Raw genomic sequence first — 21,705 nt, 5'->3', positions numbered from 1 at the left:
TTTTTGATGCGAATTGAGAAAAATCCATACTATGCGATTCCTGTTGCTTTTTTGCCTGCTATTTTTTGTTACGGCTTGTGAAGATACTAAAAAACAAAGCCCTGCCGACACGCCATCCGCAGAGACAAAAAAGACAGAAGCCGTAGTAAAAAAGGAGCCTGAAGCAGAAAAAAAAGAAGAGCGTACGCAAGCCCTTCCTTTTCTCACGGAAGCCATTGCAGACAGCGTTCTATTGTCTTATGGCAAAGTAAATCCAGAAACACGCGCTCGAATAAAAACCAAGTACGGAGACATAGAATTACAACTCTTTAAAGATACTCCGATACACCGAGCCAATTTTGTGTATTTGGTCAAAGAGGGCTACTTTGACAATACCTACTTTCACCGCGTGGTTCCGAACTTTATCATTCAGGCGGGAAACAGTGACAACGCAGACACCAATCGCAAGCGCGCTAAACTCGGGAAGTACAGACTTTCTGCAGAGTTAGAAAGCGGTCGTCGTCACCGCAGAGGCACGATTTCTGGCGCCAAATGGTATCGAGAGAATCCAGATAACAAATCGGCAGCTTATGAGTTCTTTATCTTTTTAGGTCCGGAGAAAAGTACAGGACACCTCAACAACAAATACACCATTTTTGGACAGGTCACTCAGGGGATGGACGTGGTAGACACCATTGCCAATCTCCCAGCAGATGAAGGCGAATGGCCGCTCAACAATGTGTATATCAGTATAGAACTTTTGGATTAATTCTCAAGAGGACTGCGGATAGAAACTGGGCAATCTCAGCTTAAAGACCACTGCAATAAGTCTTACAGCAATTACAACCCCTGCAGCCAGCCCAAATTGCAACCAAGACGGGAAGTTCCCATAACTGGCGGCAAAATAGACCACACCTCCGGCTATACAAGCCGTCGCGTAAATTTCTTTTCTAAAAATAATGGGGATCTCGTTGCACAGAATATCACGAATCACACCACCAAAGCAGGCACTTAAGGTTCCTAGAATGATACAGATCACAGGGTGAAACTCTGCCCCAATTCCCTTTTGAATACCCACCATGGTGTACAAGGCGATTCCAATGGTATCAAAGAGGAACAAGGATCTTCTGAGATAGCTCAGGCGTGATCTAAAAATGATCGCAAAGACCGCGGCCCCTGCAATGGTGTAGATATACATCAGATCATACATCCAGAAAACGGGCGCGTCCATCAACAGATCTCGGACCGTTCCTCCTCCAACAGAGGTCACAAAGGCAATGATAAAGATCCCGAAAGGATCCAAGCCTTTTTTCATGGCAGTAAGCACCCCAGAAATAGCAAAAGCGATGGTCCCTAACAGATCGACCCAAAGCAGCAAACTCATAGACTTTGCGTGTAGTAATTGTAGTCCTTAAGTACCGTGTCAATGTATTGACGATCGTACAGGTCTGAATTGCTTCCGATAAGGCTTTCAACCTTGACGCGAAGCAGATTGAGTGTCTTGTAGTCGTTAGAGCGGACGGCTATGCGATAAGTTTCTTTGATGAGTCGGGCGTCCTTGTCAGAGAGTTGAGTTACCGTGGCGAATTTAGGCGTGTACTCCTGCTCGATCTCTTCTAAAATAGTACTGCTGATGTTGTAGCGTTTCTTGGTGGAGATCACTACCGTTCCTGCGGCAGAATCGCCTATGCGCTGTTGTCTTTCACTAAAAATAAGGGTCAAAAGTCCAATTGCTGGAAAAACCCAAAGATCGACGATACGCATCATCCAGCGGACCATATAATTAGACCAATGTACCGGTGATCCGTCTAATTTGACCACGCGAATTTGCAAACACATCTTCCCTACCGTACGCCCATCAAAGAGAATGTGCATATAGAGGGAATAAAACATAATGGGCAGTAGCAAAAGGGATTGCAATCCAAATACCGACCAATCATCATTGAACATTCGGTCAAAAACAGCAGTGGCCTTACTCAGAATGTAGAAGTACAAAATAAAGATCACCAGATCCACCAATAAGGCCAGAATGCGCTCCCCAGCACTGGCTATGGTATAGCCTAAATTTACGTTCTGGGTAGTACTAATTTGTAAGTTTGCCATTTGCTTGCAAGTGCTTATCTTTAAGAAAAAATTACTGAATGCGCGAGGCGGCTTTTGTTAAGCAAAATAAAGAAAAATGGATCGCTTTTGAAAAAGCAATAGCACTTAAGTCGCAGATCAACCCTGATACGCTCGCTGATCACTACATTCATTTGACCAATGATCTGGCTTATGCCCAGACCTATTTTCCCGATTCTAAAACGCTGCAGTACCTCAATTCGCTGACCTCTCAAGCGCATCAGCAGATCTATAAGAACAAGAAGGAAGACAAGAACCGGGTCATCAGTTTCTGGAAGGAGGAGTTTCCGCTCTTTTTCTATCAGCATCAACGCACCCTGCTCTACGCCTTTTTGGTTTTTGCCGCTGCGATATTCATAGGCGCGATAAGCAGTTTGTATGACGACACCTTTGTAAGGCTGATTTTAGGAGACGGTTATGTCAACGAGACCTTGAACAATATTGAAAACGGAAACCCGACGGCCATTTACGGCACCGGTAGCGAATGGGGAACTTTTCTGGCCATTACTGTAAACAATATTCGCGTGTCTATTTTGGCCTTTGCCTTTGGAGTTATTACCTCAGTAGGTTCTGCCTACGTATTATTCTCCAACGGAGTTATGGTCGGTGCCTTTTTTACAATGTTTGCGAATAACGAAGTGTTTTGGCAAGCCTCTAAAAATATTATGCTCCACGGAGCTATTGAGCTTTCTGTGATCGTTGTAGCTGGCTGTGCCGGAATGGTCATGGGTAATGGAATCCTTTTCCCCAAGACCTTTTCCAGGCGATTGTCCTTTGTTCGAGCAGCCAAAGACGGCTTAAAGATCGTAGTGAGCACTTTTCCGTTTTTCATTATTGCCGGCTTTATAGAAGGTTTTATAACACGGTACAACGACATGCCCATTTGGATGGCGTTGTTGATCATTGGCGGTTCATTCGCACTGATCATTTTCTATTATATTATTTATCCGATCCAACTCCACAGAGCCCATGCAGCACGATAAGGTAGAGTTCAGACAAAAGCTGGATTTTGGCCAGCTCATTTCCTATTTCTTTGACTTTGTAAAGTTCAATTGGAAGGACTTCAGCAATATCTTTTTACTTTACAACGGTTGGTTTATGCTGGCCTTTATTGGCTTGAGCTATTTGATGGTCTCGGGTTATTTTGGGGTCATTAGCGGCATAGGACTCTACAACGAGCCTCAAGACACAGACAGTTATGCTGCCATGGCAGGTTTAGGAGTTTTGTGTTATATGATCATGCTTTTAATTGTGGGTGCGGTGAATTACGGCTTGAGCTCTGCTTACATGTCCTTGTATTTCAAACGGGATAATGACGAACCCATAGACGGCAGAGACGTATGGCAACTTTTAAAAAATAAAGGCGGAAACCTAGCAGTTTTTATGTTGCTGCTCATTTTGATCTTCATCGGCTGGTTCATTCTTTTTGTGTTGGTGAATTTTATCCCTGTCTTAGGGTTCCTATTCGGTTACGCCATGTTCTTTATGCTTACTGCATGGGCCGGAGTCTCTTGTATGGCTATGTTTCACGACGATCTAAGCGCTAGTGAAGCCTTAGGAATTGGTTGGAATTTGGTAATGGCAAGCTTTTGGAAAAGCGTCGGGATCAATTTTGTGTTGGGATTGATCATTGGTATGCTGCGACTTTTTATTCTGAGTATCCCCGCAATCATTGCCGGAGTGATCTTTTACCACGCTGTAGACCAACAGAGTGTGAAAATGACCGACAGCATAGTCACCATCATATGGACGCTTTTTGTGTCTATCGCTACCTTGGTCTCTATCTATGCGCAAGCCATCAGTCAATTCATGAACGCTGGCTTGTATCTATCCTTGCAAGAGGCAAAGACCAATACCTTTTTACGCACTAAAATTGAACAGATCGGGCTTGGGGACTAAAGGATTGTTTTACATACTGCTTTGGTTGTTACCACTGATGGGGTTCTCGCAAGAGCAACCTGCTGAGATCAATTATGATGATACTCCTATTGAAGGGCGACAGTTTGAATCCGACTTAGACGATAAATACGATGGCAGCAGTTTTGATTATGAAGAAAGTGCTGGTAGCGGAGAAAATGTCATTGCGCGTGTCATTGGTGGTTTCTTAGATTGGTTGGCAGAGGTCTTTGGAGTTGAAATGAGCCCGGAGACCTATAAAATTGTGGAAACCCTACTCTACGTCATTATGATAGCTGGAGGACTTTATTTGATGGTTCGATTGTTATTGGGGCAACAAGCCACAGCTTTCTTTGGCGGAAACAATACCGCCTTGGCTCCTATTCTAGCCCAAGAAGAAGACTTGGCACAAATCGATTTGCAAGCGCTTATTGATGAAGCCTTGCAGCAGGGCGATTACCGATTGGCCGTTCGCTATATGTTCTTAAAGGCATTAAAAGACCTCTCTGGCAAACGCTTGATTGAGTGGCATTTTGAAAAGACGAATAACGATTACCTGCGCGAATTAGAATCCGATCAACTCAAAAATGAATTCAAGACCGTAAGCAGACTCTACGACTATGTTTGGTACGGGGAGTTCCCCATAGACAAACAACGATTCAATCAGGCGGCAGAGCGCTTTGAGCAACTTCAAAAAACCATCAACCGCTATGGATAAAAGATCCAAACGCATATTGATCGCCTTTGGGGTTGCCCTTATAGTATTGATGGTCGTGGAGATCATGCGCCCAAAACCCTTGGACTGGTCACCCAATTACACCACTACGGCCAAAACTCCATTGGGCGGGCACATAGCCTATGAAGAACTCGGGGACTTCTTTGATGCTCCTGTGAAGCGGGTTACTGAGGATCCTTTTGAATTCTTGCAACGTGAAGACTACGGAACCGGCGAACTCTATTTCTTTGTGAATGCCTACCTGCGTTTGGATGGAAACCAAGTAGATCGGCTTTTAAAATTTGCTGAAGCCGGAAACACGGTTTTCCTTTCCAGCAATGCCTTTGGAGAAGTATTGTTAGATACCTTGAAGCTGGACATCTCTAGAGAATACAGCTTTAGAGAAGCAGAAGCCCGGCCACAACTCTACAACCCAGGCTTGGCCTTGGACGAACCTCCACTTTTTCAAAAAACAATAATCCCGGTTCACTTTTCAGAAATAGACACCTTGCAGACTACCGTGCTCGGTGCCATGGATGTGCTCAATAAGAATTTGGTCACTGAAGAGCGAGAAGAAGATCTTTTAAATTATGTCCGTGTACCTGTAGGTGAAGGCAGCATTTATTTACATACTCTACCCCAGGCCTTTAGCAACTACTATATGTTAGACGGCGCTTCTAACTACACCGCAGCTGTTTTGTCCTATCTGGAACCCTCAAAGATCTATTGGGATGAGCACCTAAAGTCTGGAAGAGTATTTATTGGCAGCCCCTTGCGCTATGTTTTGAATCAAAAAGGATTGCGCTGGGCCTATTATTTGGTCATTGGCGGTTTACTGCTGTTTGTGCTGGTACGCGCCAAACGCGAGCAACGCATGATACCGCTGGTGGAACCCCTGCGCAATGACAGCAAGGATTTTACTGCCACCATAGGGAATCTGCATTTTCAGTACAAGAACTTCAGTAATATCATTGCCAAGCGGATCACCTATTTCTTAGAGCGCATTCGTTCAGATTACTATTTGAATACAGAAAACTTGAATGAGGATTTTATAGTTCGATTAGCCAGTAAAAGCGGGAATCCCAAAGAAGAAACTCAAGAACTGATCCAATTGATCAACGCCTTAAAAGGAAAAAGTATACACAGCGAGTCAGATCTGATCAGACTCAATAAAGCCTTAGAAAAATTTTATAAATAACAATTATGGAAGATCCTAAACAGCCGCAAGACGAGCAACAATCGCAGCCGCAATACCCGGAAACGCCACAAGCAGAAAATCAGGCGCCCGAAGCTGCTCCAACCGGAGATATGTCCTTCAACGCCCGAATCGACCTCAGCGAATTAAGTGAGGCTGTGGCTCAGATCAAATCAGAGATTGGGAAGATTATTGTAGGCCAAGAACAAATGGTAGAGCTTCTGGTCATCTCTTTATTGGCCAATGGGCATTCTTTGATCGAAGGGGTTCCAGGAGTAGCCAAAACGGTCACTGCAAAGTTGTTGGCGAAGTCCTTAAATGTGGATTTCAATAGAATTCAATTTACTCCAGATCTCATGCCGAGTGATATTTTGGGAACCTCCATTTTCAATGTAAAGGACCAAGAATTTGAATTTAAGGCAGGTCCTATATTCTCTAATATTGTCCTTATTGACGAGATCAACCGGGCGCCAGCAAAAACACAGGCGGCATTATTTGAAGTAATGGCAGAACGTCAAATAACCATTGACGGGGTTCAAAACAATATGGAACAACCCTTTTTGGTATTTGCCACGCAGAACCCTATTGAACAAGAAGGAACCTACGCCTTGCCAGAAGCGCAATTGGACCGTTTCCTCTTTAAGATCAATGTGGACTATCCCGCTTTAGAGGAAGAGATCCTCATTCTAAAAAATGAGCATCACAGAGAAGATCACGATCCGTTTCAAGACATTCAAGCGGTACTCTCGGCAGAAAAGATCATCGACTATCAGCAAACGGTCAAAAAGATCTTGATAGAAGACAACCTGATCAAATACATTGCGGAATTGGTCAACCAGACCCGTACCAACCCCAACCTGTATTTGGGAGCCTCGCCACGTGCTTCCATTGCCATTATGAACAGTGCTAAAGCCAAGGCTGCAATTGAAGGACGTGACTTTGTGACTCCAGACGATATCAAAACGGTCACTGTTCCAGTCCTGCGCCACCGCGTTATTGTAACGCCAGAACGCGAGATGGAAGGTTTCACCGCAGACCGCGTCATTGCACAGATCATTGAATCACAAGAAATTCCGCGCTAAGTGAAACGATTCATTAAAAGTCTCTACCTGAGAAACCGCTTCTTTGCGGTGTTGATCAGCATAGTGCTGCTCTTTGTATTGTCCTTCTTTTCTGAGGATCTCTACGGAGTGGCTCGCCTATTGCTGACCATACTGCTTGTTTTGACGGTTTTGGATATACTTTTATTGTATCGAAATAAATTGGGAATAGAAGCCCAACGCGAACTGCCGGAAAAGCTCTCTAACGGAGACGACAATGACGTTAAGATTAAATTGCGCAACAGCTTTCGCTTTACTGCGCATCTCAGGATCATAGACGAATTGCCCAAACAATGGCAGATCCGTGATTTTGAACTGCTCACACAGATCGGTAGCGGTAAGGAAAAGCTCATTACCTATCAAGTACGGCCCACAGAACGTGGCGAGTATCACTTTGGGAATCTGAATGTGTTCACCTCAACCATTTTGGGATTGGCTTGGCGCCGACAGCAGTATGACTATGACGCCATGGTGCCGAACTATCCGTCATTCCTTCAGCTCAAAAAGTATGAATTCGTTGCCTTTACCAATAAACTAAAGATGTTTGGACTCAAAAAGATCCGTAAGATTGGGAATACGCTAGAGTTTGAACAGATCAAGGATTATGTAGCCGGAGATGACGTGCGCAATATCAACTGGAAGGCTACCGCCAAGAAAAACGCCTTGATGGTCAACCAGTATCAGGATGAAAAATCCCAACCGGTTTATTCTGTCATTGATACGGGAAGGGTGATGAAAATGCCTTTCAACCAACTGAGTTTGTTGGACTACGCCATTAATGCCACCTTGGTGATCTCTAACATCGTGCTTAAAAAACAAGACAAGGCCGGGATGTTCAGTTTTTCACGAAAGGTAGAGAACCAGATTGTCGCCAAACAGCGTCGTTCCCAAATGAATCTGATCTTGGAAACGCTTTACAACATCAACACAGACTTTGCAGAAAGTGATTTTTCAAGGCTGTATGTAGATATTAAAAGACGCATCAAATCGCGAAGCTTACTGTTGCTCTATACCAACTTTGAAACCTTAGATGCGCTGCACAGGCAACTGCCCTACTTGCAAGCCATAGCCAAAACGCATTTGTTGGTAGTGATCTTTTTTGAGAATACCGAATTGGCAGCCATGACCCAAGAACCGGCAGAAACTACTCGTGAGATCTTCCAGAAGACCATCGCGGAAAAGTTTGTCTATGAAAAGAAGCTTATTGCCAACGAGCTCAAGAAATACGGGATCCAAGCCATACTTACCGCTCCGGAGAATCTGACCATCAACACGATAAATAAGTATCTGGAAATTAAGGCCAGAGGATTGTTGTAACAGTTCAGCCTGATTTTTTTACAGTTCGGTGTTTTGTTTTATGAAGACCGATGCCACTATCGCATCTTTGACCTGTCTAACAATAAAAACACACACCATGTCAGTCAAAAACATCGTCTTCACACTAACCTTAATGCTCATGGGAGCCATCCACTCAGCCTTTGCACAATCAGAAGAAGGAATTAGTATCACCGTTACCGTGCCTGTACAGAGCACAGAAGGAAAAGTGATCTTTGGGCTTCACAATGAGTCTACCTTTATGAAAGCGCCTTTAGCCGGACAAGTAAGCCAAATCGTAGACGGAAAAGCCATCGTTACTTTTGAAGGAGTAACCCCAGGAACCTACGCCGTAATGTGCTTTCACGATCGTAACAACGACGATCAAATGAACTTTCAAGCCAATGGAATGCCTCTAGAAGATTACGGAGTTTCCAACAACAATATGTCTATGGGCCCACCAACTTGGGCCGATGCGAAATTTGAAGTAGCCAAAGAAAACCTTGAATTAGAAATACGTATGTAATACAACATTCCCTTAGTTTGTGAATGAACTCCTGCCCATGGCGGGAGTTTTTATTTATAGACCCTTTCTAACAAAGCTCAAGCTTCCATAAGTTTTAACTATTGTTTGTATCTTTGCCTCAAAGCAGCACTATGACCATTACCCAGCTCAAATACGTCCTTGCCGTGGCGGAACACCAGAATTTCACCAAGGCCGCAGAAAAGACCTTTGTTACGCAGCCCACACTGAGTATGCAGATCCAAAAATTAGAAGATCAGCTGGATGTATTGATCTTTGATCGTACCAAAAAACCGATTGCGCTTACGGAGATCGGTAAAAAGATCGTGCAGCAGGCTAAGAATATTGTCAATGAGGCTGACAGGATCCAAGACATCGTGGATCAACAGAAAGGTTTTATTGGCGGAGAGTTCAAACTGGGTATTATCCCTACGGTTATGCCCACGCTCTTACCTATGTTTCTGAGAAACTTTACCAATAAGTTTCCCAAGGTGCTCTTAAAGATCGAAGAGCTCAATACAGACGATCTCATCCAAAAACTGGACGAAGGCCATTTAGACGCTGGAATTGCAGCCACGCCGCTACTCCAAGAAAATATAAAAGAACGGGTACTTTACTACGAGCCTTTTGTGGCTTACGTACCTGGGCAACACCGACTGGCCAACAACCAGACCATTGCCATTGGCGATCTGGACATAGATGATATTTTACTGTTAGAAGACGGGCACTGTTTTAGAGACGGAGTGATCAATTTGTGTAAATCGGCCAAAACCAGTCTGGATGACCGTTTCCAAATTGAAAGCGGCAGCTTTGAAACTTTGATAAAACTCTCTGAAGAAGGTATGGGAATGACGCTACTGCCTTATTTACACACCTTAGATCTGGGGGAAAGACAAAAAGCCAACCTGCATCACTTTAACGATCCTGCTCCTGCGCGAGAAGTGAGTCTGATCTATCCTAAAAGCGAACTCAAGATCCAGATCATTGATGCTATGTTTGACGTGATCTCTGGTGTGGTACGTGGCGCAATCGCCTATCAGGATGTACAGATCATCAGTCCACTACCGAACAAAAAGTAATTATAGAACTTTACCGCAGTATATGAAGCAATAAAAAAGCCTCCTAGTGGAGGCTTTTTTTATGGGTTTAAATAAATAAGACATTGATTTAATTCGGGGTTCTGCTTGATCAGTGAATTTACCCAGATTCGGAGTTCCTCTATCTCATGGGGGAGCAATCTATTCATTGCTTTATTCAACTCCTTGCAGAACAACTGCGGATCAAAACTGACCTTAGCCAGTACCGCTTTGGTGTAATCAAACATCGCTCTTGCCATAGTTTAATTTAATTAAGTTAGGGTAAAAAAGCGTAATGATGTTGCAATAGGCGTTTTGTTTAATCTTGACCTCAAGATAATAAAAAATCCAATATGGAATTTCTATCCACTTGCAGTTTTAACAACCAAAAGGGTATTTTTTAAGACTAAAATAACAATTCACGAGGCTTAGAAACTACGATCTCCATCCAGCAGATCACCTAAACCGCCTAAGATACTTCCTTCACCTTTGTCCTTTCCGCCTCCTCTTGGAGCCGCTGCAAGCACGCGCCCAGCCAAGCGGCTAAAGGGTAAGGATTGAATATAAACGGTCCCTGGACCTGTTAAGCTTGCAAAGAACATTCCTTCTCCACCAAAAATGGTATTCTTAATACCTCCAACAAACTCAATGTCATAATTCACGGTTTGATCAAAACCAATGATACAACCCGTATCTACCTTGAGTTTTTCTCCTGGAGCGAGTTCCTTAACTGCAGTGGTTCCGCCGGCATGAACAAAAGCCATCCCGTCACCTTCTAACTTCTGCATAATGAAGCCTTCACCACCAAATAGACCGCGACCTAATTTTTTAGAAAACTCTATACCCACAGATACTCCCTTGGCCGCGCATAAAAACGCGTCCTTTTGGCAAACGAACTTCCCGCCCTGCTTGGCCAGATCTATAGCAATGATCTTCCCGGGATAGGGTGATGCAAAGCTGACTTTACGTTTATCAAAGGCGGTATTGTAATAAGCCGTCATAAAGAGACTCTCTCCGGTTAAAAGGCGCTTACCAGCTCCCCAGAGTTTGCCCATAAAACTTTGATCTTGCTTGGAACCATCTCCAAAGATGGTTTGCATATCGATCTCCGTTTCCATCATCATTAAACTCCCGGCCTCTGCAATAACACCTTCATTAGGGTCGAGCTCTATCTCGACGTATTGCATTTCCTCTCCGTAAATGTGATAATCAATTTCGTGTGCTGTCATATTGAATGTTTGGTTTTATTCAATTAGTGTGGCGACAGCAAGAATGTTACACCTAATAGTATTAATTAGGTGTTAAGTCTGAGGTACTACTTAAGAGCGAAGCTTAACCGTCCACTCAAAATCAAAACTGGAAACCACTACTCCATCGCTGTTGGTCCCTTCTGCATGCATCCAGCAAGTTTGGCCTTCCCCAGTTTCAATGGTCTTTTGAATGGCAGCTCTAATGGCCAAACCATCATTACATATAAAGGTAATACGTCCACGCGCCTTTTTACTAAAGCTGGCCTTGTTGTTGGCCACTAACATAGAAATGGGTTTGCCTTGGGCTTTGATCTCATCCATTACCAAAGCTCCTGTTGCGAGCTCCGCAGCCATTCCTTGTACGGCCCAAAACATAGAATTGAAAGGGTTTTGATTGATCCAACGATGTTTTACCGTCGTTGTACAGCGCTCTTGTGAAATCGATTTTAATCGAACCCCCGTTAAAAAGGCTGAGGGTAATTTAAAGGCTGTAAAGGTGTTGATCTTTCCGGGAGTTAGCGCCATAGCAAGGGATTTGAGCGCTAAGATACAACTTCTCAACGGATGGAAACGAGTATTACTTTTTGTTAAAAAAATGTTAATATTAGGTACTATGCGTAACAAAGTACTGTTTTTTAAACATATATTTGCATAAGAAAATAACAAGCAATGGACAATACTGGCTTATCAAAAAATGACAAATCGTTGGGAATGGCGATCCACCTAGCGACCTTTTTAAAGTACTTTTTCCCATTCGGGAACTTTATTGGTCCGCTTATCTTATGGACCACTAACAGAGAAAAAGCTTTTATTGATCACCACGGACGGGAGGCTATAAACTTTCAGCTAAGTCTATTACTCTATGGCGTTATCATCGCCGCTCTATGTCTTCCGTTCGTGTTCTTTCACGCTGGTGATTTCATCAGCATCCTAGAACACCTAGACGACGCCTACTACAGAAGTCGTTCGGTAAACGCAAACGAATTAGGCGGATACCTGACGGTGATCTTTCTAGCTGTACTCTTGGCCTTCTGTATCTTTATTTTTGAGATCTACGCCGTGATTACCGCCGCAATGAAAGCAAATAACGGAGAGCTTTACCGCTATCCCCTATGTATACGATTCATCAAAACAGAAGAAGCTGAATTCACCCCTGCAACCGCTGGCGGTCCAGCTTCTGAAGAACCCACGGCTACAGACTCGGCCTCAGAACCTGAGGTTGATTTTACGGAGCCTTCATCATCATCAAACGAACAAAACACATCATCAAAAAATGAGCAATCTAGTTAATATGGTCATGGCCGCAGTGCTAAACCTAATGAGTCCGGGGAGTCCCGCACTTCCTCTAGCAGACCAAGCCAAGACCATCGAAGCGGTTGTTGAGCAGTCGGCACAGATCGATTGCGTTGCAACGACCATCCGCTTCGGAACCGAGAATAGTTAATTCTCATTAAACGAAAAGAACATGAAAATTGAGAACACAAAAGCACAAATGAGAAAAGGCGTACTGGAGTTTTGCATCCTGTCCATCTTAAGAGACGGAGAGGCCTATACTTCAGATATCCTGGACGCATTGAAAGAGGCTAAAATGCTGGTAGTTGAAGGGACTATTTACCCTCTGCTGACACGGCTAAAGAATGCCGGATTGCTATCCTATCGCTGGGAAGAATCCACGAGCGGACCGCCTCGAAAATATTATGAACTAACCGAAACTGGTAAGCTGTTCCTAAAAGAACTAAACAACACCTGGGACGAACTGCAACAGGCAGTCAATACAGTAATTAGCGTAAAATCAACAAAATGAAAAAGACAATCAATATAAATTTGGGCGGAACCTTTTTCCACATTGACGAGGATGCCTTTGCCAAGCTGAATCGCTATCTGGATGCCATCAAAAAATCCTTTACCGATCCTCAGGGACAGGATGAGATCATCCGTGATATCGAAGCCCGAATTGCCGAACTATTTGCAGAGAAAAGAGATTCGATCTCTCAGGTGATCTCTATCAAAGAATTAGACGAGGTTATTGCCGTTATGGGCCAACCTGAAGATTATATGGTGGACGAGGAGATCTTTGACGATGCACCTCCGAAGCAACAACGCAAGCAAGAGTACCAAAAACGCGCAAACTACAAACAGCTCTTTAGAGATGTAGACAACAAATTCATTTCTGGTGTGGCTGCCGGATTGGGACACTATTTAGGGATCGATACGATCTGGGTGCGTCTATTATGGATCTTACTCACTGTATTCTCTAGTGGATTCTTCCTTGTAGTATATATTTTATTCTGGATCTTGGTTCCAGCCGCAGAAAGCACTGCAGACAAATTGACCATGCAGGGTGACGCGGTCACAATAGAGAACATTGAAAAAAAGATTAAGGACGAGTACGAACGCGTCGCCGATAAGGTAAAAGATGTCGATTTAGACGGTGCAAGAAAACGCGCCAAATCTGGAGCCTCTAGCTTTTTTGACGGAGTTGGGAGCGTATTCAGCGTCTTTTTTAAGATCATTTTCAAGTTCATTGGAATCATTTTACTGATCACGGCGATCTCTACCTTGGTGAGCCTTATTGTAAGTATGTTCTCTTTAGGCTCTGTGAGCTTTTGGGGAAGCGATCTGACCGATTATATCACCGTGGTGAACACCTCTGGTGCTCCAATTTGGTTGATCTCTATCTCCGTACTTCTAGCGGTGGGTATTCCATTCTTTGTACTGTTCCTACTTGGATTGAAGATCTTGATTCCGAACATCAAATCAATTGGAACACCAGCCAAGATCACTTTAGGTATCGCTTGGATTGCCGCAGTGATCATGATGGGAATCTTTGCGATCCGTGAGGTGACCGAGATCTCTAATGAAGGCAGCGTGAAACAAGTGAACCCAATAGCGGTGACCGCCAATGACACCTTACGTGTTAAGATGGTCTCTAATGAGAATTTTGAATACCGAGCCAACAGAAGCGGCGGATTTGAGATCAAAAGAGATGATGACGGCAACCGTGTCCTTTATAGCAACGACGTTAGATTGATCGTAAGATCAACCAGCAAACCAGAAGGTAGAATCAGCATTGAAAAATCTGCTAACTCTACAGATTATCAGCGCTCTAGAGAATATGCCAACCGTATCAACTATAATTATGAACTGAAAGGAAACACCTTGTATTTAGACGGATATTTCTTAGTCGATGTGGCCGATAAGTTCCGTGATCAAGAAGTAGAGGTTATACTGTACTTGCCAGAAGGGTCCGTTCTCTTTGCCGACAAGAACACCAGAACCTTCCACTCTAACAGTTCTTACTATGACGATATCCTGACTCGAGGCGATGAAGAGTACTTCCTACGCATTGAAAAAGGAAAGACGGTTTGTCTGAACTGTCCAGACGGAAAAGAGTCTAACTACCGTGGAGATAGAACCACCAGCGGTTGGGACGATGACGACTGGAGCAGTGACGATTGGGACGACGACGATTGGGGCAAAAGCGACACCTGGGTAGACGATGTGGAGCCGTCTACCGAGGGTACGACCCAAACGCAATCGACCGTAACGGACACTACAGCAACACAAACTGGAGTGGTTAATGACAGTATCAATAATTCATCAAATCAATAACAACTAAATCTTTAAACGTATGCGACTTTCAATTTTAGCAATCTTAAGCGCCTTTGTAATGACTTCCTGCAACTTTGACCTTGTGGTCAATGCAGAAAGCGGCAACGGCAATGTAGTCACCAAAACCCGTAACCTTAGCGATGACTTCAATGGGGTAAGAGGTTCCAGCGGCCTGGACGTATTCCTGGAAGAGGGATCGGAGAACAAAGTAGTGGTAGAAGCAGATTCTAACCTGCACGAATTCATCGAAACCGAAGTAGTCAATGGAGTACTTAAAATCAGAACCACCAAGAACATCAACCGCGCGAGCGCTAAAAAGGTCTATGTGACCTATACGAGCCTAAATGTGGTAGAAGCCAGTAGCGGTGCCGATGTGCTTGCCAGCGACATCATCAGAGCCGATCAATTAGAGATCAGCAGCAGTAGCGGAGCCGATCTTGAATTAGAGATCGATGCACGTGAAGTGACAGCCAAAACAAGTTCTGGAGCTGATATCAAAATAAGCGGACGCGCTAAATACTTTACAGCAGACGCCTCTAGCGGTAGTGATCTCAATGCTCGTAATCTAGAAGCGACCAAAGTACGCGCTGAAGTATCGAGCGGTGCAGATATAGTGGTTAACGTAACGGAAAGCCTTGATGCCAAAGCCAGCAGCGGTGGTGACATCAAATACTACGGAGACCCAATGACCGTGAACAAAAAGGACGGAAAATCAAGCGCAATTCGCAAGATGTAGTCCTAACGGAAATGAGCGATCTAACTCCATAACGCTCATTCATACGTTGAAGTGGACCGCCACAATTGTGGCGGTCTTTCAATTTAAATTCATCAATCAACAACTATGAAAACAATCAAACTCCTTGTTTGCCTGCTAGTCCCTGCCTTAAGTTTTGCGCAGCTAGACCCTCAAGACGAACATTACAAAATGGTCATGGCTAAAGACAGCCTGCTGTTTGAACTCGCCTTTAATCAATGTCAAAATGAAGTGCTTCAAGGCCTTATCAGTGAAGATTTTGAATTCTATCACGATCAAGGCGGGATCACCAAAGGCAAACAGGTATTTATTGAATCTGTGGATCAAAACATTTGCAACTTCCCAGGCCGAAAAAGTCGGCGGGAACTAGTTGCGGGTTCTACGGAGATCTTTCCTTTATATCAAAATGATGGAACCCTGTACGGCTTGCTGCAGAAAGGAGAACACAAATTCTATTTCAGTATGAATGATGGACCCGAACAAAAAGGGTCTATTGCACTATTCTCTCACCTTTGGATAAAAGAAGGCGACGATTGGATGCTGCAGCGTTCTTACAGTTATAACCACGGACCACAGCAATAAAAAAAGCCGCTCAAAAGCGGCTTTTATCTTTTCATTCGAGTAGCGATTAAGAAGCTACTGTGGATTCACTTTCAACAGCGGCTAAATAACGTTCTGCGTCCAAGGCTGCCATACATCCAGTTCCTGCAGCAGTGATCGCCTGGCGGTACACATGGTCTGCAGCATCTCCAGAAACAAAGACTCCAGGCACATTGGTATGCGCTGTTCCTGCCTTGTTAATGATGTATCCAGTCTCGTCCATGTCTAACCAACCTTTAAAGATGTCTGTGTTGGGTTTGTGACCGATCGCCACGAAGAATCCTGTTGCTGAGATCTCATCGGTAGCGCCAGTAATATTGTTCTTTACACGAACTCCTGTAACTACTTGACCGTCTCCTAGGACTTCATCGGTTTCTGTATTGAAGAGAATTTCAATATTCTCTGTATTGCGCACACGCGCTTCCATGATCTTAGATGCGCGGAATTCATCACGACGCACCAACATGGTTACTTTTTTACACAACTTAGAAAGGTAGTGCGCTTCTTCACAAGCAGAGTCCCCTGCTCCTACGATCACTACTTCTTGATTGCGGTAAAAGAATCCGTCACAAACGGCACAAGCCGATACGCCTCCACCGAGATTCAAATATTTTTGTTCAGATTCTAGCCCTAGGTATTTTGCAGAAGCTCCCGTGCTGATAATGATGGTATCTGCATGGATCTCTGTAGTCTCATTGACCCAAATTTTATGTACTGGTCCGCTAAAATCTACTTTAGTTACCCAACCGTCTCGTACATCTGTACCAAAGCGTTGGGCTTGCTTTTGCAGTTCTATCATCATTTCCGGGCCGGTAATTCCGTCAGGATAGCCTGGAAAATTCTCTACATCATTGGTAGTAGTAAGTTGCCCACCCGGCTGCATTCCTTGGTACAAGACTGGGAACATATTGGCACGAGAAGCATAAATGGCAGCGGTGTACCCTGCAGGTCCCGAGCCTATGATCAAACATTTAACGCGTTCTATAGTATCTGACATTTCATTCTGATTTGATACAGTAAAAGTAGTAGAATAAAGGCAATCCTTACAGTAAAAGTTATCAAGAATGTTGATAACCTTATTGTGTTCTTTTGGAACCGAATTTAGGCCAGAATCTTCCAGTCATTTGCTGGTAATTGGAGTAACTACTATAGCGTTGTACTAGAAGCTCTTCTTCATAGCTGGATTTCCAATAAAAGACAAAATTGATCAGTAGGGTAATGAGTAGTTTTTCAGCAGATGCCGCGTAGAGCGCATAAGAATACATGCCTACCAAAATTCCGAGATAGATAGGATGACGAACGTATTTATAGATGCCATTTTGGATCAAAACACTGTTCTTCTTTGGTGAAGGAAAAGGACTTAAATTATCACTCAGGTTGAGAATTCCGAGGATAACAATGATGATACCTAAGGCTACACCTGCACTAGCGGCATATCGTAGCACAAGAGGTGCTTCTATATCCAAAAGGCCCCAGTTCAATAAATAACAAACAAAGAGTAAAAATTGAACCAAGACAAAAAGTACATCCTTTTTCAATTTAAAGGCGGTCTAGTTGCAATAGTTGATCTCACAAAAATACAGAAATTACTTACAACCCAAAATTTATTCGATGTACGGATTTCCTGAAAAATAAATTTTTCGAATTTTTTTTGCGACATTTTTAAAAACGGCCCGTTTACTAAACAACAAAGCATCACAGATTGTCTAACACACCACAACTAATCAAGGCCTGCCAAGCCAATTCTTACGCAGCTCAGCTCGAGGTATTTAACACCTACAAAGGGTTGCTGTATACTGCCGCGATACGCATATTAAAGCGGCCTAGCTTGGCGCAAGATGTGGTTCAGGAAGCGTTTATCAAGGGCTTTCAAAAGATTGATGATCTGGACTTGAACAGCAATTTAGGAGCTTGGCTCTACCGAATTGCAACCAATATGTCTTTGGATGTATTGCGCAAAGAACAGCGCTTTGACTGGCAAGAGGAAGAGGACACCACAGTAGCCTTTACTCCAGAAGAAGATCAGACCGATGAGCTGCCCTTAAAGCTGATGCAAGAAGCTTTGGATGAACTAAAAGAACAGCATCGGTTGGTTGTGGTCTTGTACGCTATTGAGGGGTATTCTCACAAAGAGATCGCTCAGCATTTAGAACTCAAAGAAAGTACAGTACGCAATCAGTATAGACGAGCAAAATTGGCTTTAAAAGCAGCCATCGAAAAAAAATTAAAGACATGTCCTTAGAGAAGCAATTAGAACGATTAAAATCAGAAGGAAAACTTAAGCAGTGGCCCGAATCACAAGATGTGTTCTTTGAAGCACGTCTTAAAAAAGAGTTCCACTCATCTGCTAAAAAACCAAAAACCAAATGGTGGTATGCGGTGGCAGCCGTTTTGGTACTGGGAATGTTGAGCATTCCTTTTTTAAATAATGACTCCGGAATTGACCCAGCACAGCAAGAAATGTTGGATCAAATTGCCGCGATGGAATATCCGAGTGAACAATTGGAAGCCTTGGCGGCCTATCAAGAAAGTCAAGATCGCACTGCCGATGAGAACTTTCAAAAAGTACTGATCTCTTTACTGAGTGAGGAGACTCAGACCAATGTTAAGATAGAGGCTATTACCGCTCTTAAGGCCTTTGGTCAGCAGGAAGAAGTTCGCACGGCCCTACTCGGCGCTTTAAGCAGTGAGACTGAAGCCTTAGTACAAATAAAACTTATAAAAACTCTCGCGGAGCTCAAAGAAACACGAGCTACAGATCCGTTAGAACAAATCGTAGCAGACCGCAACCAGGAAGCCGCAGTGCGCAATACGGCCTCTCTGGCGGTGGCTGCTTTTAATAATCAATAAACATTCATCATGAAAAAAACGTTCATCACTTTAGTAATGCTTCTGGCCGCAGTAAGCCTTTCTGCGCAGGAAAAGTCCATCGACTTTAAAAAAGGCACTTTGGAAATTTGTACATCCTCTAAGATTCAAATATCGGGCTACGATGGGGATCAAGTGGTCATAAAAAGCAATACTCCAGAGAATGTCTTTTATGTCAATAGAGGCAACAGCTATGTGCTAAACGGCCAAGCTCGCGTAAATACCACGAGCACGGACTCGATCAGTTATTTGTATTTCAGCACCTTTGATAAAGACAAAAAAGAGAAATCAAAAGGGCTTACTCCTCTGGGAAGCACCAAAGAAGACCACACGGCCATTGACATGAATTTTGACATTCAAAAGTTTGGGAGTCGTTTGACCATTACGGATAAAGCTGCGGACGGACAATCCAACGTGCTCTTTGTGAGCAGTACGTCTTATGAGATCTTAGTACCGAATAGCGTAAAACTTGTTCTAGATGCCGGGAAATGTAAAAACAACAGCAACCCCAGCCGTTTGATCTTTTCTGCGGAAGCCTTAAAAATCAACGATTACGCAGGAGAACTCATGGTTTCTAGCCAATACAAGGCCATTGAGTTGACCGATGTTAGCGGACCTGCTCTTGTTAACACCTTAGGAGGTGATGTGAAGGTGGTCTTTGACAAAAAGCGCCCTGATGATCTGTTCTCTATTATTAGTAATGATGGCGATATTGACATCACCATGCCCGCAAAAGCTAAGGTTAGCGCCAGTATCGTTGGACAAGAGATCTTGAGTAATCTCGATTTTAAGATCATTCAAGAAGAGTACAGCGACAATCAAAAAATGATCAATGCTGAGCTAAACGGTGGCGGTACCAAGCTGGATATCCGAACCGACTTTGGAACCATTTACTTGCGGAAGCAATAAGCTTTGGGAAAGAAAAATTTAAAGCGCCTTCGGGCGCTTTTTTTTGTTGTCATCGCTTGGTAAAGGTAAATTTTGAAGGATTCTTTTTGCTTCGCAAATGATCCTGATTTGGGGATGTTGCTAGAGAAAGCCTTCAAAGTTTAAGAGAATAAACTTTGGTTCGTATTAAGAAAGCAACAAACATTAACGAGTGTTGTTTTGCCTCGCAAAACCAAATGTCCGGTGGACATTTGATGGAGGCATCCCCGAAGGGGAAGGACCTGCGACCGACTGCAACAAACATTAACGAGTGTTGTTTTGCCTCGCAAAACCAAACATCCAGTGGATGTTTGAAGGAGTTAGCCGCGAAAGCGGAAGGCACTGTTGAACTTGATCGGTATAGTAAAGTCGTAAATAAAAGCAACAAACAAAAGGATTACTCGCCTGCGGCTCGTGATCCTGGTTTTAGTTTGTTGCAAAAGAAAAAGCCTTCAAAGTTTAAGAGAATAAACTGTGGTTCGTGTAAAGACAGCAACAAACAAAAGGATTACTCGCCTGCGGCTCGTGATCCTGGTTTTAGTTTGTTGCAAAAGAAAAAGCCTTCAAAGTTTAAGAGAATAAATTCTCTACACTTTTCAGGCTTTTTCTTTTGTCGGGGTGGCAGGATTCGAACCTGCGACCTCCTGCTCCCAAAGCAGGCGCGATAACCGGGCTACGCTACACCCCGTAAGAGGAATGCAAATTTATTCAAATTCTTAATTGTGGCAAGGGGTAATGGCAAAAAAGAAATCAGATGAAGATCTTTCCTTTTAAATACAATACTGCATGTCCTGCAATGTGCACGCGATCTCCTTTATGCTCGCAGTACAACACGCCTCCACGTTCTGATAATTGATGCGCCAAAAGGGTCTTTTTTCCGAGTCTCTCGCTCCAAAAAGGAATTAAACTGGCGTGGGTTGATCCCGTAACAGGATCCTCCGGCATGCTGGCCACAGCATCAAATACCCGAGAAACAAAATCTACGGAATCTCCTTTGGCCGTGGGAACTATACCTAAATACGGTAAATGCTTTAAACTGTTAAGCTCATATTCAATACTTCGGATTTGATCTTCAGATTCAAACAGTAAAATCAAATCACGACTGGCATGTGCTTCTAAGGGTTTGTGATTGAAGGACTCAAAAACTTCCTGCGGAATGGTAATAGGCTCAGGTTTACGAGTTGGAAAATCCAATTGAATACTCCCATTGGCTAAACGCTTTGCACTTAAAGGACCACTCTGTGAATTAAATTGAACTACATCCAAAGAAGGATCAATGAACTGAAAGATCACAAAGGCCGATGCCAATGTAGCGTGACCGCAGAGGTCAATCTCGGCATGCGGCATAAACCAGCGAATTTCAAAATGATCTTCACGTTGCACGAAATAAGCCGTTTCTGCCAGATTATTCTCCTGGGCAATTTTGAGCATAGTCTTTTCATCCAGCCATTCCTTTAAGGGAACGACCGCTGCAGGGTTGCCACCAAAAACCTGATCTGTAAAGGCATCTATTTGAAATATATTTAACTCCATGAATTGAGTAATATGGATTGAACTATCGCTTCCACGTACCGCCGTATTTATAGAGCGGATTATCTTTCTTCACTTTTAGCAAACAGCTTTCACATAAAAACACCCAAGCTTTGGGTTGTTTGTATTGGACTCGGTACATAGTGTCAAAGTCTTTAGAACAGATTTCACAGTGTTTTTTACGCATAAAGGCTTGCTTAAATCGCTTTATAAAATTACAAGGAATTCCCGTACATTTAAGACTA

The 21,705-nt window shown here is 43.5% G+C and carries 27 protein-coding genes and 1 tRNA gene; 18 read left to right on the top strand and 10 right to left on the bottom strand.

What is annotated here, in order from left to right; genetic code table 11:
• Nucleotides 1–31: 31 nt before the first annotated feature.
• A complete protein-coding gene (locus POW22_RS13250) occupies nucleotides 32–748 on the top strand; it encodes a peptidylprolyl isomerase (RefSeq protein ID WP_272833232.1) in 717 nt (238 codons plus the stop codon).
• Nucleotides 749–751: 3 nt separating this feature from the next.
• Here POW22_RS13250 and POW22_RS13245 read toward each other — a convergent pair whose 3' ends face one another.
• Together POW22_RS13245 and POW22_RS13240 are read right to left on the bottom strand one after the other, a co-directional pair.
• Entirely contained in the window at nucleotides 752–1,363 is a 612-nt protein-coding gene (locus POW22_RS13245) for a trimeric intracellular cation channel family protein (RefSeq protein ID WP_272833231.1), read from the bottom strand.
• A complete protein-coding gene (locus POW22_RS13240; RefSeq protein ID WP_272833230.1) occupies nucleotides 1,360–2,082 on the bottom strand; it encodes an RDD family protein in 723 nt (240 codons plus the stop codon). The genes POW22_RS13245 and POW22_RS13240 overlap by 4 nt, the downstream gene beginning before the upstream one ends.
• A gap of 38 nt (nucleotides 2,083–2,120) precedes the next feature.
• Between POW22_RS13240 and POW22_RS13235 the strand changes: the two genes are divergently transcribed.
• The 8 genes from POW22_RS13235 to POW22_RS13200 all read left to right on the top strand — a co-directional run bounded on the left by POW22_RS13235 (nucleotide 2,121) and on the right by POW22_RS13200 (nucleotide 9,922).
• Nucleotides 2,121–3,083 (top strand): stage II sporulation protein M, encoded by a 963-nt coding sequence (locus tag POW22_RS13235; RefSeq protein ID WP_272833229.1) that lies wholly within the window; start codon nucleotides 2,121–2,123, stop codon nucleotides 3,081–3,083.
• Nucleotides 3,070–3,999, top strand: a complete 930-nt coding sequence (locus POW22_RS13230; protein ID WP_272833228.1) for a hypothetical protein — start codon at nucleotides 3,070–3,072, stop codon at nucleotides 3,997–3,999. The genes POW22_RS13235 and POW22_RS13230 overlap by 14 nt, the downstream gene beginning before the upstream one ends.
• Complete coding sequence (locus POW22_RS13225; protein ID WP_272833227.1) at nucleotides 3,974–4,714, top strand: DUF4129 domain-containing protein; 741 nt, start codon at nucleotides 3,974–3,976, stop codon at nucleotides 4,712–4,714. Before POW22_RS13230 ends, POW22_RS13225 begins: the two co-directional genes overlap by 26 nt.
• The gene (locus tag POW22_RS13220; RefSeq protein WP_272833226.1) at nucleotides 4,707–5,909 is read left to right on the top strand and encodes a DUF4350 domain-containing protein; all 1,203 of its coding nucleotides are present in this window, start codon (nucleotides 4,707–4,709) and stop codon (nucleotides 5,907–5,909) included. The genes POW22_RS13225 and POW22_RS13220 overlap by 8 nt, the downstream gene beginning before the upstream one ends.
• Nucleotides 5,910–5,914: 5 nt before the next feature.
• Nucleotides 5,915–6,988: an AAA family ATPase gene (locus POW22_RS13215; RefSeq protein ID WP_419181002.1), complete on the top strand. Its 1,074-nt coding sequence runs from the start codon at nucleotides 5,915–5,917 to the stop codon at nucleotides 6,986–6,988.
• On the top strand, nucleotides 6,989–8,323 hold the full coding sequence (locus tag POW22_RS13210; RefSeq protein WP_272833225.1) for a DUF58 domain-containing protein: 1,335 nt from the start codon (nucleotides 6,989–6,991) through the stop codon (nucleotides 8,321–8,323).
• A gap of 97 nt (nucleotides 8,324–8,420) precedes the next feature.
• On the top strand, nucleotides 8,421–8,846 hold the full coding sequence (locus tag POW22_RS13205) for a DUF2141 domain-containing protein (protein WP_272833224.1): 426 nt from the start codon (nucleotides 8,421–8,423) through the stop codon (nucleotides 8,844–8,846).
• A gap of 131 nt (nucleotides 8,847–8,977) precedes the next feature.
• Nucleotides 8,978–9,922, top strand: coding sequence for a LysR substrate-binding domain-containing protein (locus POW22_RS13200; protein ID WP_272833223.1), 945 nt, complete (start codon nucleotides 8,978–8,980; stop codon nucleotides 9,920–9,922).
• A gap of 59 nt (nucleotides 9,923–9,981) precedes the next feature.
• Here POW22_RS13200 and POW22_RS13195 read toward each other — a convergent pair whose 3' ends face one another.
• From POW22_RS13195 to POW22_RS13185, 3 genes are all read right to left on the bottom strand, one after another.
• Nucleotides 9,982–10,179: a hypothetical protein gene (locus tag POW22_RS13195; protein WP_272833222.1), complete on the bottom strand. Its 198-nt coding sequence runs from the start codon at nucleotides 10,177–10,179 to the stop codon at nucleotides 9,982–9,984.
• A gap of 168 nt (nucleotides 10,180–10,347) precedes the next feature.
• The gene (locus POW22_RS13190) at nucleotides 10,348–11,148 is read right to left on the bottom strand and encodes a TIGR00266 family protein (RefSeq protein ID WP_272833221.1); all 801 of its coding nucleotides are present in this window, start codon (nucleotides 11,146–11,148) and stop codon (nucleotides 10,348–10,350) included.
• A 90-nt stretch (nucleotides 11,149–11,238) separates the two neighbouring features.
• The gene (locus POW22_RS13185; RefSeq protein ID WP_272833220.1) at nucleotides 11,239–11,694 is read right to left on the bottom strand and encodes a DUF4442 domain-containing protein; all 456 of its coding nucleotides are present in this window, start codon (nucleotides 11,692–11,694) and stop codon (nucleotides 11,239–11,241) included.
• A gap of 144 nt (nucleotides 11,695–11,838) precedes the next feature.
• Between POW22_RS13185 and POW22_RS13180 the strand changes: the two genes are divergently transcribed.
• The 6 genes from POW22_RS13180 (at nucleotide 11,839) to POW22_RS13155 (ending at nucleotide 16,117) form a co-directional block, all read left to right on the top strand.
• On the top strand, nucleotides 11,839–12,459 hold the full coding sequence (locus POW22_RS13180; RefSeq protein ID WP_272833219.1) for a DUF4870 domain-containing protein: 621 nt from the start codon (nucleotides 11,839–11,841) through the stop codon (nucleotides 12,457–12,459).
• Entirely contained in the window at nucleotides 12,443–12,613 is a 171-nt protein-coding gene (locus POW22_RS13175; RefSeq protein WP_272833218.1) for a hypothetical protein, read from the top strand. Before POW22_RS13180 ends, POW22_RS13175 begins: the two co-directional genes overlap by 17 nt.
• A gap of 21 nt (nucleotides 12,614–12,634) precedes the next feature.
• A complete protein-coding gene (locus POW22_RS13170; protein ID WP_272833217.1) occupies nucleotides 12,635–12,973 on the top strand; it encodes a PadR family transcriptional regulator in 339 nt (112 codons plus the stop codon).
• Entirely contained in the window at nucleotides 12,970–14,781 is a 1,812-nt protein-coding gene (locus tag POW22_RS13165; RefSeq protein WP_272833216.1) for a PspC domain-containing protein, read from the top strand. Before POW22_RS13170 ends, POW22_RS13165 begins: the two co-directional genes overlap by 4 nt.
• Nucleotides 14,782–14,800: 19 nt before the next feature.
• Nucleotides 14,801–15,517, top strand: coding sequence for a head GIN domain-containing protein (locus POW22_RS13160; protein WP_272833215.1), 717 nt, complete (start codon nucleotides 14,801–14,803; stop codon nucleotides 15,515–15,517).
• 105 nt (nucleotides 15,518–15,622) lie between these two features.
• On the top strand, nucleotides 15,623–16,117 hold the full coding sequence (locus POW22_RS13155; protein WP_272833214.1) for a nuclear transport factor 2 family protein: 495 nt from the start codon (nucleotides 15,623–15,625) through the stop codon (nucleotides 16,115–16,117).
• 46 nt (nucleotides 16,118–16,163) lie between these two features.
• On the opposite strand, the gene trxB is transcribed toward POW22_RS13155, so the two are convergent.
• Both trxB and POW22_RS13145 read right to left on the bottom strand, forming a co-directional pair.
• Nucleotides 16,164–17,132 (bottom strand): thioredoxin-disulfide reductase, encoded by a 969-nt coding sequence (trxB, locus tag POW22_RS13150; RefSeq protein WP_272833213.1) that lies wholly within the window; start codon nucleotides 17,130–17,132, stop codon nucleotides 16,164–16,166.
• Nucleotides 17,133–17,211: 79 nt separating this feature from the next.
• Nucleotides 17,212–17,673, bottom strand: coding sequence for a methyltransferase family protein (locus tag POW22_RS13145; RefSeq protein WP_272833212.1), 462 nt, complete (start codon nucleotides 17,671–17,673; stop codon nucleotides 17,212–17,214).
• 164 nt (nucleotides 17,674–17,837) lie between these two features.
• On the opposite strand from POW22_RS13145, the gene POW22_RS13140 reads away from it, so the two are divergent.
• From POW22_RS13140 to POW22_RS13130, 3 genes are read left to right on the top strand one after another with little or no spacing between them, the layout of a single operon-like run.
• Nucleotides 17,838–18,377 (top strand): RNA polymerase sigma factor, encoded by a 540-nt coding sequence (locus POW22_RS13140; RefSeq protein WP_272833211.1) that lies wholly within the window; start codon nucleotides 17,838–17,840, stop codon nucleotides 18,375–18,377.
• Complete coding sequence (locus tag POW22_RS13135) at nucleotides 18,368–18,985, top strand: HEAT repeat domain-containing protein (RefSeq protein ID WP_272833210.1); 618 nt, start codon at nucleotides 18,368–18,370, stop codon at nucleotides 18,983–18,985. Before POW22_RS13140 ends, POW22_RS13135 begins: the two co-directional genes overlap by 10 nt.
• A gap of 9 nt (nucleotides 18,986–18,994) precedes the next feature.
• On the top strand, nucleotides 18,995–19,912 hold the full coding sequence (locus POW22_RS13130) for a DUF4097 family beta strand repeat-containing protein (protein ID WP_272833209.1): 918 nt from the start codon (nucleotides 18,995–18,997) through the stop codon (nucleotides 19,910–19,912).
• A 631-nt stretch (nucleotides 19,913–20,543) separates the two neighbouring features.
• Here POW22_RS13130 and POW22_RS13125 read toward each other — a convergent pair.
• The 3 genes from POW22_RS13125 to POW22_RS13115 all read right to left on the bottom strand — a co-directional run bounded on the left by POW22_RS13125 (nucleotide 20,544) and on the right by POW22_RS13115 (nucleotide 21,647).
• Nucleotides 20,544–20,618 (bottom strand) — tRNA-Pro (locus POW22_RS13125).
• A gap of 62 nt (nucleotides 20,619–20,680) precedes the next feature.
• On the bottom strand, nucleotides 20,681–21,463 hold the full coding sequence (locus tag POW22_RS13120; protein WP_272833208.1) for a PhzF family phenazine biosynthesis protein: 783 nt from the start codon (nucleotides 21,461–21,463) through the stop codon (nucleotides 20,681–20,683).
• A 22-nt stretch (nucleotides 21,464–21,485) separates the two neighbouring features.
• Nucleotides 21,486–21,647 carry a hypothetical protein gene (locus tag POW22_RS13115; RefSeq protein ID WP_272833207.1) on the bottom strand — a complete coding sequence of 54 codons (162 nt, stop codon included), beginning with the start codon at nucleotides 21,645–21,647 and terminating at the stop codon, nucleotides 21,486–21,488.
• Nucleotides 21,648–21,705: the final 58 nt, after the last annotated feature.

The organism is Gilvibacter sediminis, assembly GCF_028561565.1.
Classification (GTDB): Bacteria; Bacteroidota; Bacteroidia; order Flavobacteriales; family Flavobacteriaceae; genus Gilvibacter; species Gilvibacter sediminis.
The sequence above is the reverse complement of the archived record's forward strand: the minus strand, read 5'-3'. Positions and strand labels throughout refer to the sequence as shown.

Excerpts from the sequence above, each read along its gene's own strand:
- POW22_RS13250 (WP_272833232.1), top strand. The coding sequence starts at position 32 with ATGCGATTCCTGTTGCTTTTTTGCCTGCTATTTTTTGTTACGGCTTGT.
- POW22_RS13245 (WP_272833231.1), bottom strand. The coding sequence starts at position 1,363 with ATGAGTTTGCTGCTTTGGGTCGATCTGTTAGGGACCATCGCTTTTGCT.
- POW22_RS13240 (WP_272833230.1), bottom strand. The coding sequence starts at position 2,082 with ATGGCAAACTTACAAATTAGTACTACCCAGAACGTAAATTTAGGCTAT.
- POW22_RS13235 (WP_272833229.1), top strand. The coding sequence starts at position 2,121 with ATGCGCGAGGCGGCTTTTGTTAAGCAAAATAAAGAAAAATGGATCGCT.
- POW22_RS13230 (WP_272833228.1), top strand. The coding sequence starts at position 3,070 with ATGCAGCACGATAAGGTAGAGTTCAGACAAAAGCTGGATTTTGGCCAG.
- POW22_RS13220 (WP_272833226.1), top strand. The coding sequence starts at position 4,707 with ATGGATAAAAGATCCAAACGCATATTGATCGCCTTTGGGGTTGCCCTT.
- POW22_RS13215 (WP_419181002.1), top strand. The coding sequence starts at position 5,915 with ATGGAAGATCCTAAACAGCCGCAAGACGAGCAACAATCGCAGCCGCAA.
- POW22_RS13205 (WP_272833224.1), top strand. The coding sequence starts at position 8,421 with ATGTCAGTCAAAAACATCGTCTTCACACTAACCTTAATGCTCATGGGA.
- POW22_RS13200 (WP_272833223.1), top strand. The coding sequence starts at position 8,978 with ATGACCATTACCCAGCTCAAATACGTCCTTGCCGTGGCGGAACACCAG.
- POW22_RS13195 (WP_272833222.1), bottom strand. The coding sequence starts at position 10,179 with ATGGCAAGAGCGATGTTTGATTACACCAAAGCGGTACTGGCTAAGGTC.
- POW22_RS13190 (WP_272833221.1), bottom strand. The coding sequence starts at position 11,148 with ATGACAGCACACGAAATTGATTATCACATTTACGGAGAGGAAATGCAA.
- POW22_RS13185 (WP_272833220.1), bottom strand. The coding sequence starts at position 11,694 with ATGGCGCTAACTCCCGGAAAGATCAACACCTTTACAGCCTTTAAATTA.
- POW22_RS13180 (WP_272833219.1), top strand. The coding sequence starts at position 11,839 with ATGGACAATACTGGCTTATCAAAAAATGACAAATCGTTGGGAATGGCG.
- POW22_RS13175 (WP_272833218.1), top strand. The coding sequence starts at position 12,443 with ATGAGCAATCTAGTTAATATGGTCATGGCCGCAGTGCTAAACCTAATG.
- POW22_RS13170 (WP_272833217.1), top strand. The coding sequence starts at position 12,635 with ATGAAAATTGAGAACACAAAAGCACAAATGAGAAAAGGCGTACTGGAG.
- POW22_RS13165 (WP_272833216.1), top strand. The coding sequence starts at position 12,970 with ATGAAAAAGACAATCAATATAAATTTGGGCGGAACCTTTTTCCACATT.
- POW22_RS13160 (WP_272833215.1), top strand. The coding sequence starts at position 14,801 with ATGCGACTTTCAATTTTAGCAATCTTAAGCGCCTTTGTAATGACTTCC.
- POW22_RS13155 (WP_272833214.1), top strand. The coding sequence starts at position 15,623 with ATGAAAACAATCAAACTCCTTGTTTGCCTGCTAGTCCCTGCCTTAAGT.
- trxB (WP_272833213.1), bottom strand. The coding sequence starts at position 17,132 with ATGTCAGATACTATAGAACGCGTTAAATGTTTGATCATAGGCTCGGGA.
- POW22_RS13135 (WP_272833210.1), top strand. The coding sequence starts at position 18,368 with ATGTCCTTAGAGAAGCAATTAGAACGATTAAAATCAGAAGGAAAACTT.
- POW22_RS13130 (WP_272833209.1), top strand. The coding sequence starts at position 18,995 with ATGAAAAAAACGTTCATCACTTTAGTAATGCTTCTGGCCGCAGTAAGC.
- POW22_RS13120 (WP_272833208.1), bottom strand. The coding sequence starts at position 21,463 with ATGGAGTTAAATATATTTCAAATAGATGCCTTTACAGATCAGGTTTTT.
- POW22_RS13115 (WP_272833207.1), bottom strand. The coding sequence starts at position 21,647 with ATGCGTAAAAAACACTGTGAAATCTGTTCTAAAGACTTTGACACTATG.